General features: G+C 47.9%; 12 protein-coding genes. 7 read left to right on the top strand and 5 right to left on the bottom strand.

The window, feature by feature from the left end:
* Nucleotides 1–60: 60 nt before the first annotated feature.
* Nucleotides 61–1,680: an ABC transporter substrate-binding protein gene (locus F3I09_RS15355; protein ID WP_149695919.1), complete on the bottom strand. Its 1,620-nt coding sequence runs from the start codon at nt 1,678–1,680 to the stop codon at nt 61–63.
* A 137-nt stretch (nt 1,681–1,817) separates the two neighbouring features.
* On the opposite strand from F3I09_RS15355, the gene F3I09_RS15350 reads away from it, so the two are divergent.
* Nucleotides 1,818–3,458 (top strand): M1 family metallopeptidase, encoded by a 1,641-nt coding sequence (locus tag F3I09_RS15350; protein ID WP_149695918.1) that lies wholly within the window; start codon nt 1,818–1,820, stop codon nt 3,456–3,458.
* Between the two features lie 207 nt (nt 3,459–3,665).
* On the opposite strand, the gene F3I09_RS15345 is transcribed toward F3I09_RS15350, so the two are convergent.
* Nucleotides 3,666–4,331 carry an NADPH-dependent F420 reductase gene (locus F3I09_RS15345; RefSeq protein ID WP_149695917.1) on the bottom strand — a complete coding sequence of 222 codons (666 nt, stop codon included), beginning with the start codon at nt 4,329–4,331 and terminating at the stop codon, nt 3,666–3,668.
* A gap of 184 nt (nt 4,332–4,515) precedes the next feature.
* A complete protein-coding gene (locus F3I09_RS15340) occupies nt 4,516–5,253 on the bottom strand; it encodes a menaquinone biosynthetic enzyme MqnA/MqnD family protein (RefSeq protein ID WP_149695916.1) in 738 nt (245 codons plus the stop codon).
* 65 nt (nt 5,254–5,318) lie between these two features.
* Between F3I09_RS15340 and purB the strand changes: the two genes are divergently transcribed.
* Nucleotides 5,319–6,659, top strand: a complete 1,341-nt coding sequence (purB, locus tag F3I09_RS15335) for an adenylosuccinate lyase (RefSeq protein ID WP_149695915.1) — start codon at nt 5,319–5,321, stop codon at nt 6,657–6,659.
* A gap of 238 nt (nt 6,660–6,897) precedes the next feature.
* Here the strand turns inward: purB and F3I09_RS15330 are convergent, their stop codons facing one another.
* Entirely contained in the window at nt 6,898–7,254 is a 357-nt protein-coding gene (locus tag F3I09_RS15330) for a YraN family protein (RefSeq protein ID WP_149695914.1), read from the bottom strand.
* An 82-nt stretch (nt 7,255–7,336) separates the two neighbouring features.
* Here F3I09_RS15330 and manA point away from each other — a divergent pair, with 82 nt between their 5' ends.
* A complete protein-coding gene (gene manA / locus F3I09_RS15325) occupies nt 7,337–8,563 on the top strand; it encodes a mannose-6-phosphate isomerase, class I (RefSeq protein ID WP_149695913.1) in 1,227 nt (408 codons plus the stop codon).
* 32 nt (nt 8,564–8,595) lie between these two features.
* Complete coding sequence (locus F3I09_RS15320; RefSeq protein WP_149695912.1) at nt 8,596–9,192, top strand: DUF6580 family putative transport protein; 597 nt, start codon at nt 8,596–8,598, stop codon at nt 9,190–9,192.
* Between the two features lie 195 nt (nt 9,193–9,387).
* Here F3I09_RS15320 and lepA read toward each other — a convergent pair whose 3' ends face one another.
* On the bottom strand, nt 9,388–11,178 hold the full coding sequence (lepA, locus tag F3I09_RS15315; RefSeq protein WP_149695911.1) for a translation elongation factor 4: 1,791 nt from the start codon (nt 11,176–11,178) through the stop codon (nt 9,388–9,390).
* Nucleotides 11,179–11,309: 131 nt separating this feature from the next.
* Between lepA and F3I09_RS15310 the strand changes: the two genes are divergently transcribed.
* The 3 genes from F3I09_RS15310 (at nt 11,310) to F3I09_RS15300 (ending at nt 13,658) form a co-directional block, all read left to right on the top strand.
* A complete protein-coding gene (locus F3I09_RS15310; RefSeq protein ID WP_149695910.1) occupies nt 11,310–11,567 on the top strand; it encodes an acyl-CoA-binding protein in 258 nt (85 codons plus the stop codon).
* A gap of 193 nt (nt 11,568–11,760) precedes the next feature.
* Nucleotides 11,761–12,993: an ornithine--oxo-acid transaminase gene (gene rocD, locus F3I09_RS15305; RefSeq protein WP_149695909.1), complete on the top strand. Its 1,233-nt coding sequence runs from the start codon at nt 11,761–11,763 to the stop codon at nt 12,991–12,993.
* Between the two features lie 20 nt (nt 12,994–13,013).
* Nucleotides 13,014–13,658, top strand: coding sequence for a VIT1/CCC1 transporter family protein (locus F3I09_RS15300; protein ID WP_149695908.1), 645 nt, complete (start codon nt 13,014–13,016; stop codon nt 13,656–13,658).
* Nucleotides 13,659–13,708 lie beyond the last annotated feature (50 nt).

The following is a 13,708-nucleotide window of genomic DNA, read 5'->3' as shown; positions in this document are numbered from 1 at the left end:
TTTATCTTCACTCCCGAACAATACAGAAAAGAATACAGCAGCGTGACCGGTTGCCTGGTATCAGATCTTAATCCTCACTCTCCGCAACTCCAACAGATTGAGGGCATTACTGGTAAATCCTTGCACATTGGGCTGTACAAGGTGAATGACCTGGTCGTAGAACAAGGGTACTACCGGGGCATCCGCCACAATCATCCTGTCCATTTCCTGGTAAAGCTGGTAACGAAGGGAGTCATTATTCTCTTTGAGTGCCTGTTCATACAGCCGGTCGAACGCTGGATTAGCATATCTTGTATAGTTAGGCGGAGCACCATTCTTACTGTAGAATACAGCCAGGTAGTTCTCGGCATCCGCATAATCTCCGATCCAGCTGGCACGGAAGAAGAGAGCCTGCGATTTAGCAGTTTGCTCCAGCAATAAACCCTTCTGCATTACCTCTACCTGTATCGGGATGCCTACCTGCTGTAACTGGTTCGCCACGTAATTGGCGTAGTCCTCATAAATAGGGATCGACAACAGATGCATCACCGGCAGGCCTCTCCCTTCGGGAAAACCGGCTTCCTGCAGCAATTGCCTTGCCTTTGCCGGATTATAGGTATAGCCTTTTACCTTCGCCGTATCAAAGGATGGTAAGCCCATAGGTACAAAACCTGCAACGGCCGGATATCCTATTCCATTCCTGAGGTAAGTGATCATCCTCCCTCTGTCAATACTATAGTTGATGGCCAGCCTGATTTTCTGTAAGCGGGACGGTGAGAGCTTGACAGCCGACTTCGTACTATCCAGCAGGAATCCCAGGTATTCAATGTTAAGAAAAGGGCTTTTATCGAGCACCAGCTTCCCCTCCCACTCTTTTTTAAGCAGTCCCTTTTTCGTGAGCACCTCATCTTTAAATGATGCGTCAATATCATTCATAAAGTCCAGTTGCCCCTGACGGAATAACAGGAACTCGGTAGCCTTATTTTCCTGGAATGAGACCTTTACAGCATCAAGATATGGCAGTGCATGCCCGGTACTGTCTTTCTCAAAATAATGTGGATTACGGTGCAGGACCAACGCCTGTCCTTCTTCCCAGAGGAAGAAGTTGAAAGGGCCAGTGCCACAGGGATACTTCCGGAAATCCTTCCCGTATTTCTCTACAACTTCATGTGGTACGACGGAGCAGTATTGCATGCTGAGAATGCCCAATACAGGGTGAAAGGGTTGCACGAGGGTCAGCTGAAACGTGGAGTCATTCAATGCCTGGAAACCTGTATCCGGGTCTACCTTGCCATTAAAGATCCAGGCGCCCGGAGAGGCCGTAGCCGGATCTATGATACGTTTCAGGCTGTACACAACATCTGCAGCAGTCATCCTGCGTCCTTTGCCGTTGGCAAATACCGGGTTGTCGTGAAAATAGACATCTGTGCGCAGGTGAAAAGTATAAGTCTTATAATCGGGGGCCACTTCCCAGCGGGTAGCCAGAGAAGGACGGATATTCAGCTGCTCATCAGGTTCTACGAGGGTGTTATATAATTGCTTTACCGCCCAGTTAACTGCCTGGTTTTTCGCAAACGCAGGGTCGAGGGAGGCAATGCCTTCCTGCATATTATAACGGAATACCTGCTTTCCTGAAGTGGGTGGATGCCCACAGGCGGCAAACAGTAGAATGAGTGGTATGAATACGAATCTCAGGTGCATGTGGACGTCTTACAGCCATTAACCGGGACCAGCTTACCGTTCATGTATATCTGCATAAACCGCTAAGTATTGGCCATTCTGCGCGTAGGCTTATTAGACGAAAATTAATACCTTTCCGGGATAAAATAAGATTTTCTATGCGAGGCATACTTATGCTCTTCCTGGTTTTGCTTACGGCGCTTACCGCCGGTGCCCAACATCAACAGACATTTACACGCGCTGATACCTTACGAGGTACGGTTGGCAGAGAACGCGCATGGTGGGATGTAAAATCCTACGACCTGCACGTAAAACCGAACATCAGCGATAGTACCCTTGAAGGCTACAACGTGATCACCTATAGGGTGCTGAAAGTAGACAGTATTATGCAGATAGATCTGCAGGAGCCATTGGAGATTGACAGTATTGCACAAGACAAACAATCACTCACCTATCAGCGGGAAGGTAGTGCTATCTTCGTCAATATGGTTGCCAAAAAGCAACTAAAAGGCAAAGACAAGAAGATCACCATCTTCTATCATGGAAAACCGAGAGTAGCTGTAAATCCGCCATGGGACGGTGGATTGATCTGGCGAAAAGATAACCAGGGCAGACCCTGGGTGGCTACTGCCTGTCAGGGCCTCGGCGCCAGCGTATGGTGGCCTAATAAAGATCATCAGAGTGATGAGCCTAACAACATGACTATCAGCATCACTACTCCTCCCGACCTGGTAGACGTTTCTAACGGACGCCTGAAAAAGAAGGCCATGGACCGCGACGGGAATATGGTATGGACCTGGTATGTCAGTAATCCGATCAATAACTATGATGTGGCTATGAACATCGGCCACTATTCAGAATTCAAAGATACCTACTCCGGTGAAGGAGGGAAACTGGACCTGGACTACTGGGTACTTGATTACAATGTGGACACTGCCCAAACCCACTTTGCTGTTGTAAAGAACATGCTGAAATGTTTCGAAGCCTGGTTCGGTAAATATCCGTTCTATAAAGACAGTTATAAACTGGTGGAATCCCCTCATCTGGGCATGGAGCACCAGAGCGCCGTAGCCTATGGTAACAAATTTAAAATGGGCTACAAAGGAACAGACCTTTCCGGCAGCGGCTGGGGATTGAAATGGGACTTCATCATCGTACATGAAAGCGGGCATGAATGGTTTGGTAATAATATCACCACGAAAGACATCGCTGATATGTGGGTGCATGAGAGTTTCACCAATTATTCAGAGACCCTCTTTACAGAATGCGAGTATGGTCCTGAGGCAGCGTTTGAATATATTACCGGTGTCAGAAAGAACATCAAAAATGATGTTCCTATCATCGGGCAATATGGTGTAAATAACGAGGGCAGCGGTGACATGTACTATAAAGGTGGCAACATGATCCACACCATCCGCCAGATCGTGAACAACGACTATGTATTCAGGGAGATCCTTCGCGGACTGAACAAGACCTTCTGGCATCAGACGGTAACTACCCGCCAGATAGAAGAATACTTCAATGAAAAAACAAAGATGAACTTCAATAAGGTGTTCGAACAATACCTGACCCATACTTCCATTCCTACACTGGAATATCATATAGAAGGGTCACAGCTGAAGTTCCGTTGGGTAACAGACGTAGAGAACTTTAATATGCCCGTAAAGGTAACACTGAATGATGGCGGATACCGCTTCATTTATCCTGGAAGAAACTGGCAGTCAACAGGTATTACCCTGTCTGACCCGAAGAAGTTCAAAGTAGATCCGAACTTTTATGTGAACGTAAAAGAGATCTAAAACTCGTTTAGTGTCATTTGCACGATGCTCACTTGAGGAGCCGTGTATATATAGCCCCGGGCCGATTGGTCCGGGGCTATATGTTTTATATTCGTGCTTCGATTAGCTGCCATATATGTCGGATTGACCATCCGGTATGTAGTGCGGGCATTTATTTTTATAGCCAGCGGCTTCGTTCTATCGCTAAGCGCTTACATCAACTCCGACTCACTTCACCAGCTTAAACGCATGGCTCCAGGTCCCCGTCCTGAACCCATATGCATACCAGAGTATACTCAGGGGCTCTATATTCCGACTCATTTCAATCGTCCCCATATCCACAATATCCTTCCAGCCCATCTCATTCAGGAGAGTTGTTACCGTCATTTTTGCCGCGCGTTTATTCCCACAGATGAACATGGTAGGTGTTTCCTTTTCCGGCTCCTGTTGGGTACGGAACATGGATTCATGGCCTATGCAACTTAGTGCTTTTACCACATGAGCATCTGGTGGCAGCCATGCTTGTAGCTGCTCGCCTGCCGAATTGGTATGCCCTATGGAGAAGGTTAGTCGTCCCTGCTGATCGGGACCTTTGCCATCCAGGGGATTGGTGACATCCACCACCACTTTATTCTTGAAATTCCAAAGCCCGGCGGCCTCAATGGCTCTCTGTGTTCCTGCCCAGCTGGTACAGATGACCAGCAACTCCCCCTGAGCGGCTGCATCCCGGAAGGGGGCGGCAGTTACTTTCGGGCCTCCTTTTTTCTTAATCCATTGCTGAAGAGATTCTTTCGCAGGATTGCGGGTACCGAGTATCACGTCATGACCAGCCGTGATCAATCCTTCCGTTAACGTGAGTCCGACAGGGCCACTACCCAGGATGCCAATTTTCATGTTGCAGGAGTTTGTGTGAACAGATGGGGTAACTAATATAAAGAAAAAAGCTGAATGAGTTGTCTAATTGCTTCAGTCTGACGACATTGATATGAGTAGATATAGAATAAATGGGGAGTATATGACAATATAATAATGGCGGACAGCTAATGCAGGCCCGCCATTATGGATTTATTATCGTTTTTTACATCAGGTAGCTCAGGAACCGTTGCATGCCCTGCCGCTTGGCAGGCGTAAGCGGATAACTGATATTCTGGGTATAATAAGTTGTCAGATCATAAAGCGGATAGGCATTCTCCGCCACGACAGCAGGGATATTATGTATCCCGATACTATTGGCGTTGCTGAATTCCTGGATAAACTCGATAGGCAGCGCTTTATTACTGATCCAGGCAGCAAACACGAACGGCAGGCTGGTAAACCGCATCCAATGTTCTGCCAGGTCGTAGATAAAGGGAGATACATGGCGTTGTGCCAGTGCACGGTCGCCGATTACAAGACCAGCATCCGTACCTTTGATCTTGTCCTGGTAGTCGCCGGTAGTCTCGATCAGCTCTGCATCCAGTTTCCAGTACTCACGCACCAGTACCTTCAGCAAAGCGACGGAAGTGCGGCTCTGGTAGTCGAGGTAAATGCGTTTGATCTCATTTAGCGGCACATCACTGAAAAGGCAGACAGAAGCAACAGGACCTTCTGCACCGATACAATAATCAGAAATGATATGATATTCCTTCAGTTTCGGGATGATAGCCACGGGTACGAGGGCTACATCTACTTCACCATCAATCAGCTGCTGGGCTATTTTAGCAGGGTAATCAACACTCAGTTCCAGCATCTTCATCACCGGGTGTTCCCTGAATCCGTATAATAATGGCCTGGTATTCAAATAACTTACTGCCGCTACTTTTACTTTCCGTTCCAATTTCAGTAATTTTGCCGGCTAAATTAGGCAAAAAGTGATAAACGCTCACTTAATCAAATAACATTATGCAATTACAAGCTTTAACCGCCATTTCTCCGCTGGATGGACGCTACCGGAGGCAACTGGAAGAACTGGCTCCTTACTTTTCAGAATTTGCACTGATCCGTTACCGTGTGCAGGTAGAGATCGAATACTTCATTGCCCTGTCAGAGCAGAAGCTGTTCACGCTCTCAAAAGCCCAGGTACCGGCATTACGCAAGATCTATCAGGATTTTACCATAGAGAATGCACAGCTGATCAAAGAAACTGAAAAGGTGACCAACCACGATGTAAAAGCTGTAGAGTATTTTGTTAAGAATGAGCTGAAAACGCTCGGACTGGAGGACAAGCTGGAATGGGTGCATTTCGGTCTGACTTCCCAGGATGTTAACAACACCGCTACCCCCTTATTCTGGAAAGAAGCGGTAGAGCATGTATATATGCCAGCTATCGCCAACCTGATACTGGACCTGAAAAAGATGGGCAAGTCCTGGATGAAGATCCCGATGCTGGCCCGTACCCATGGTCAGCCGGCCTCACCTACCATTCTGGGAAAGGAGATCCTGGTATTCGTTGAAAGACTGGAAGGCCAGGTAAAACTGCTGGGAGATATTCCTTTCGCAGCCAAATTCGGTGGCGCTACCGGCAACTTCAACGCTCACCACGTAGCTTTCCCGAAGATCAACTGGGAGAAGTTCGGCGATAAATTCGTGAACAACACCCTCGGACTGCAACGTATGAAATATACTACCCAGATCGAGCATTACGATAATATCTCCGCTCAATTTGATACCCTGAAGCGTATCAATACGATCCTGGTAGACTTCTGCCGCGATGTGTGGACTTACATCTCCATGGATTATTTCAAGCAGAAGATCAAAGCCGGCGAGGTGGGCTCTTCCGCAATGCCGCATAAAGTAAATCCGATCGATTTCGAGAACGCCGAAGGCAACCTCGGACTGGCCAACGCCATCTTCGAACACCTGAGCGCTAAGCTACCTATCTCCCGCTTACAGCGTGACCTGACCGACTCCACCGTGCTGAGGAACGTAGGCGTACCATTCGGTCATACTGTACTGGCGCTGAAATCCCTCCAGAAAGGCTTAGGTAAGCTGATCCTGAATGAAAACAAGCTGCAGGAAGACCTGGAGAACAACTGGGCAGTCGTAGCAGAAGCTATTCAGACCGTATTACGCAGAGAGAACTTCCCTAAACCATACGAGGCCCTGAAAGACCTCACCCGTGGCGGCGAACAGATCACACAGAAGACCATGCATAAATTCATTGATGGTTTGAAGATCAGTGCCACGCTGAAAAAGGAACTGAAAGCGATCACGCCACAGAATTATACAGGGGTTTGGAATTGAGGTTTTAATCCGGAATACGTTGAATAAATAATAGAAAGTAGCATAATATAAAGACGGATTGCAGGTAGTGCCACATAACGTGCGCATTATCTGCAATCCGTCTTTAGTTTCAGCCCCACGCTATAAGCATTTTACGCCTAACTCTCCCCTACGCCTCCTAAAGGAAATGCTGAATAGCAAGGTCCTCGAAAAGGGATACAGCCCGTGGTCCCATCTGAAACCACAGCAACTTTCCCCCTCAAAACGCATCCTCAAAATGCACTAATTCATAAGTCCCATCCGCCTGAAATGTAATCGCAATCACATCAAACCGGATCGCCGGCGGCAATCGCGGTAACTTATCCATATACACATTCGCCGCCGCCTGAATATGCCTTCGCTTCGCCGCATCCACATGCTGCTCGGGCCAGCCGAAAAGATCACTCGACAGTGTTTTAACCTCGAAAAATACCAGGCAATCCGGCTTAGCCGCGATAATATCGATCTCACGTCGTCTATGCCGCCAGTTCACAGCTAAGATCTTATACTCCTGCTGAAGGAGGAATTCCTTCGCAATCAGTTCCCCTTTTTTGCCCAAAGCTATATGGGATGCCATTGTTTTGACTATTTTTGTCCCTCCTTATTAGAATAGGAAGACAACAGGTTAACAATTCTAGGAAAATACAAACATATTACGCATGAGCGAGAAGAAATTATTCAGACTGGAAGGAAAGGTTCAAAACTATGCATGGGGTGGATACCATTATATTCCTGCCTTATTGGGTATTCCTGAAAACGGAAAACCAAGTGCAGAATACTGGATGGGTGCACACCAGAGCGCACCTGCTGTTATAGCTACAGGTACGCAACCTTCCGCGCTGGACCAGCTGGTAAAAGCCGACCCTGAACATGTGCTGGGGCCTGAAGTATGGAAACGCTTCGGCGAATTACCTTACCTGCTCAAGATCCTGGATGTAAAAGACATGTTGTCTATCCAGGTGCATCCAACTAAAGCAGAAGCAGAAAAAGGTTTTGCCAGGGAAAATGAAGCGGGCATCCCGCTGAATGCTCCTCACCGTAACTATAAGGACGCCAACCACAAACCTGAGATCATGGTAGCCCTCAGTGAATTCTGGTTGCTGCACGGATTCCTGCCGGAAGACAAACTGAGAAAGGTATTACAAAGCGTGAAAGAGTTTGCGTCACTCGCTCCCATCTTTGAAAAAGAAGGTTACTACGGTCTGTATAAAGCGGTAATGGAAATGCCGCAATCCGAAGTGAATGCGATGTTACGTCCGCTGGCAGAAGCTGTATCAGCAGCATACAAAAACGGCCGCCTGGCGAAATCCGACCCTGCATTCTGGGCAGGAAGAGCGATCGTGAATGATCCACAGGGACTGGAAAATCTGGATAGAGGCATCTTCTCTATTTACTTCTTCAATATCGTAGAGGTACACCCCGGACAGGCCGTATTCCAGGATGCCGGTATTCCTCATGCTTACCTGGAAGGCCAGAACGTAGAGCTGATGGCCAATTCTGATAATGTATTACGTGGCGGACTAACACCTAAACATATCGATGTACCTGAATTGCTGAAACATACCCGTTTCGAACCTGTACATCCGAAGATCCTCAGTGGCGAAAGTGTGAGTGGCGGACTGGAGACGATCTACCACTCCCCTGCACCTGATTTCGTGGTAAGCCGCATTGCTATGCAAAACGGTCAGCGTTATGAGCATACCAGCGAGGCAACCGAGATCATGCTGGTAATGGAAGGCGCCGCTGAAATCACCGAAGCCGGTGGAGAAGCGATCACTCTTCAGAAGGGTCAGGCTGTGGTTGCTTATTACAATACTTCATACAGTATTGTGAGCAAGGCAGGCGTTGTGATCTTTAAAGCAAGTGTGCCTGTTGAATCTATTTAAAATCATATCTTTGGTTAAATAATCGACCCATTATGAAAAAGGATTCCATCCGGGAAATACTGATCGTTGCCATGCTGATCTTCCTGTCTGCATTGTGCCGCATTTTCACGAACCAGATCGGTCTGTGGAACTTCAATGCCATCGGAGCAGCAGCGTTATTTGGCGGTATTGTACTGAAAGATAAACGCCTGGCGTATGTCGTTCCGTTACTATCTTTATTTCTATCTGACGTTTTCCTGCAATGCTTCACCAGCATACATGCACTGGACCGCAACTACCTGGGGCAATTGCTCTTTGTATATGGCGCATTCCTCCTGATCACCTGGATAGGTACACTGATAAAGAAAGTGAACGTACTCACGTTACTGTTATCTTCTATCGGTACAGGCGTACTGTTCTTCCTGATCTCCAACCTGGGTACTTTCATTACCACTGATCTGTATCCTAAAACTGGTGCTGGTCTGTTAGCCTGTTACGCAGCTGGTATTCCTTTTTACCAGTCAGACAATATGTTCAGCAGCTTTGCATTGAATGGCCTGATGGGTAATGTGTTCTTTACCGCGGTATTGTTTGGTGCATGGGCAGCAATTAAACAAGTAGCAATCACTCCGAAGAGCCAACTGGCCTGATAGGTAGGAAATAATATTAAAAAGGCCGGCTGAGAATATTCTCAGCCGGCCTTTTTTTGTGCAACGATCAATCAAATAATGTGGATCAGCTCCGTCAGGAACTGCGTGTTTGTAGCCGGGATGCCAAACCCCGGAAATAAAAAAGCGGCCAGTCTCCCGGCCGCTTTAATTTCCCAAATTTGATATAAACTGCGCCTAGTCATCCAACTTGAGTACAGCGAGGAATGCTTCCTGCGGTACTTCCACATTACCAATCTGGCGCATACGCTTTTTACCTTCTTTCTGTTTTTCCAGCAGCTTACGTTTACGGGAGATGTCACCACCATAACATTTGGCGGTTACGTCCTTACGCATGGCACTGATGGTTTCGCGGGCCAGGATCTTGGCGCCGATAGCCGCCTGGATAGCGATCATGAATTGCTGGCGTGGCAGCAGTTCTTTCAGCTTCTCACACAGCTTACGACCGAAGTCCTGCGCACGGCCACGGTGGATCAGGGCGCTCAGCGCATCCACCTTATCGCCATTCAGGAGGATGTCCATCTTTACGATATCGCTGTCACGACGACCGATCGGCGCATAATCGAAAGAGGCATAACCACGGGTCTGGCTCTTCAATTTATCATAGAAATCGAACACGATTTCTGTCAGAGGCATTTCAAATATCAATTCAACCCTGGAAGGGGTCAGATAACTCTGGTTCAGCAGGATGCCCCTCTTACCGAGACACAGGGTCATAATGTTACCGATATAATCTGGTTTAGTGATGATCTGTGCTTTGATGAACGGCTCCTCAATGCGTTCCAGTTTGCTGGGATCCGGCATTTCGGAAGGGTTGTTCACGATAATGGTTTCCTGCCTGGTGGTGTGAGCAATGAAGCTTACGTTCGGTACAGTGGTGATCACCGTCTGGTTGAACTCTCTTTCGAGACGTTCCTGGATGATCTCCATGTGCAGCATGCCCAGGAATCCGCATCGGAAGCCGAAACCAAGGGCCTGGGAGGTTTCCAGTTCGAAGGTCAGGGAAGCGTCGTTCAGCTGGAGTTTCTCCATACAATCACGCAGCTCCTCGAAGTCTTCTGTATTTACCGGGAAGATCCCTGCGAATACCATTGGCTTTACCTCTTCAAAACCATTGATGGCTTCTACGCTTGGGTTAGCGCTCAGGGTGATAGTATCGCCTACTTTTACCTCTTTGGCATTTTTAATACCGGTGATGATATATCCTACATCCCCGGTCTTAACGGTTTGCGTAGGCTGCAGGCCCAGTTTGAGAATACCTACTTCATCAGCATAGTATTCCTGACCTGTATTGAAGAATTTAACTTTATCGCCTTTTTTGATGGAACCGCTGTATATCCTGTAGTACGCAATGATACCGCGGAAAGAGTTGAATACGCTGTCGAATATCAGCGCCTGCAGTGGCGCATCAGGATCTCCCTTGGGAGCGGGAATACGTTTTACGATCGCTTCCAGGATCTCCTCAATGCCGATACCGGTTTTACCCGAAGCCAGTAGGATCTCGTCTTCTTTACAGCCGATGAGCTCTATGATCTGGTCCTTTACTTCAGGGATCATCGCTCCTTCCATATCGATCTTGTTGATCACGGGGATGATCTCCAGGTCATTTTCCAGGGCCAGGTAAAGGTTGGAAATGGTCTGAGCCTGAATACCCTGGGCAGCATCTACAAGCAACAATGCACCTTCGCAGGCAGCCAGTGCACGGGATACTTCATAGGAGAAGTCCACGTGACCGGGAGTATCGATCAGGTTAAATACATACTGCTGTCCCTCATGAATATAGTTCATCTGGATAGCGTGACTCTTGATAGTGATCCCTTTTTCTCTTTCGAGGTCCATATCATCCAGTACCTGTGCCTGCATGTCCCTGTCGGAAATGGTTTTGGTATGTTCTAACAGCCTGTCAGCCAATGTACTTTTACCGTGGTCGATGTGTGCAATGATGCAAAAATTCCTGATATTCTTCATATATGCTTTTAAAACCAGGCGTTTAACGCCCCGCGTCAAGCCGCAAAGGTATTTAAATTTTGCCATTCCCGGATAGGACAACCTGTCGTATTTGGTACTATTTTGTCTACATTTAATGTTAAAAAAATACCATGGATCTACAACAACAGTTCGAAGCTGCCGCTGCAACCAGTAAAACCCTGTCCCAAAAACCTGACAATGAAACACTTCTGCAACTATATTCCCTCTATAAACAAGGAACTGAAGGCGACGTGAATATGGATCCTCCCTCCAATCTTTTTGATTTTGTGGCCAAGGCAAAATATGAGGCCTGGCAGAAGCTGAAAGGCAAGTCAAAAGAGGATGCCCAGCAGGAATATGTGGCGCTGGTCGCCAGACTGAAGGGGTAAGAAAAGGCCCTGAAGCGAGTCAAAAGAGGATGCCCAGCAGGAATATGTAGCACTGGTCGCCAGACTAATGGGGTAAGAAAATGTCCCAAAGCGTGTAAAAAAGGTAATAAAAGGATGATATTGTTAGCATTCCGGAGTTGTTTTCCGCTCCTGATTCTAATACATGAGCTCTATTGCGTACCTTTGAAGGGTTATGTTACACGCATCTAAGATTACCGAAAGAACACAGCATTTCCTTGACCTGGAAGAACAGTATGGCGCCCATAACTACCATCCGCTGCCGGTGGTCCTGAGCCGGGGGGAAGGAGTATTCCTCTGGGATGTGGACGGGAAACGTTATTATGATTTCCTCTCAGGGTATTCCGCTGTTAACCAGGGCCATTGTCACCCCACGATCATCAGTGCCCTTATTGAACAGGCACAGAAACTGACACTGACCTCCCGCGCATTCCACAGTGACCTTCTCGGCGAATATACTGCCTTCATTACAGCATACTTCGGCTACGACAAGGTACTTCCCATGAATACCGGTGTGGAAGCCGTAGAAACAGCCCTGAAGCTCTGCCGTCGCTGGGGCTACGCGGTAAAAGGCATCCCGGAGAACCAGGCAAAGATCATCGTCTGCGCCAACAACTTCCACGGGCGAACCCTGAATGTTATTTCCTTTAGTACAGATCCTTCTTCCCGGACAGACTTTGGCCCCTTCATGCCCGGTTATGAGATCATTCCCTATAATAACCTGCCAGCTCTTGAAAAGGCGCTGCAGGACAAGAACGTTGCAGGCTTCCTGGTAGAACCAATCCAGGGAGAAGCGGGTGTAATGGTGCCCGACGACGGCTACCTGTCCAAAGCCCGTCAGTATTGTGAAGATGCCAACGTACTCTTCATCGCTGACGAGATCCAGACGGGGCTGGCCAGAACAGGTAAAATGCTCTGCTGTGATCATGAAAATGTGCGTCCGGATATCCTGATACTGGGTAAAGCCCTTTCCGGAGGAACATTACCTGTGGCCGCAGTCCTGGCTGATGACGAGATCATGCTCACCATTAAACCGGGTGAACATGGCAGCACCTACGGTGGTAATCCGCTGGCCTGTAAAGTGGCTATTGCAGCACTGACAGTTCTGAAGGAAGAAAACATGACAGAAAATGCTGCCGCCATGGGAGAACTCCTGCGACAGGAGCTCAAGGCCCTCAATTCTCCTTATATCAGCACCATTCGGGGTAAAGGACTGCTGAACGCGATCGTCATTCAGCACGATCATCCGGAAGCTGCCTGGGACCTCTGCCTGGCGCTCAAAGAAAACGGGCTGCTGGCGAAGCCTACTCACGGCGACAAGATCCGGTTCGCACCTCCCCTGCTGATCACAGCTGCCCAGGTCAGGGAATCCGTGCAGATCATTGCAAAAAGTCTCGAAACATTATAGCTGAAATACTTTAGCCGCGCATGTCTAAACAACAGAAAGCCATCCGCAGCAGCGGTTGGAAAACAGACTTCCTGATAGGATTTCCGGAGGGACTATTACTCTTATTTTTCACCACCTTCCTGTTGCATGGCTTGCCTGTGAGCGTACAGCAATTTTACACCCTGAATAGCTGTATCTGGCTGGCGGGAAGTATACTGGTGATGATTAGCGCTTATCAGGCCAACCGGGGAGATCTGCAACATGATGAAAGCACCTTATCCCCCGAAGAAAGACAGAAACTGGAACGTCTCAACATCAGTGAGCCTATTATAGAAAATATCGCCGCAGAAATGCAAAAGGACGCTGCGCAATGGGAAGAAACCCTGGCGTCGCAACAGGTGCAGGAAAAACAGTTTAGCCTTGCAGCTGCCATCCGCAGCGGATTGCTGACAGGCCTCTTCTTCCTCCTTGGTGGTATCCTCCCCTTTCTGCCTTATCTGCGTAATGAACATTTCAACCAGGCAGCAAATACGAGCGTGTTGTACGTCTTCATTGCCATCACCGTATTTAGCTTCATCAAATCAAGAATGACCAGTCAATCAACCATTCCTATCATCCTGCGGAATCTTGCCTATGGAGCAGCGGTATGGTTTGGGGCATATATTATATTGCTGGTGTTTAGATAGAATATGTGAGTCATACAAACAAAAAAGCCCCGCGAAACTCAATCCGCGAG

The sequence above is a fragment of the Chitinophaga sp. CF418 genome, from assembly GCF_900142925.1.
In the GTDB taxonomy this organism is placed as follows: Bacteria; Bacteroidota; Bacteroidia; order Chitinophagales; family Chitinophagaceae; genus Chitinophaga.
This window is presented reverse-complemented; position numbering and strand designations above follow the sequence as displayed.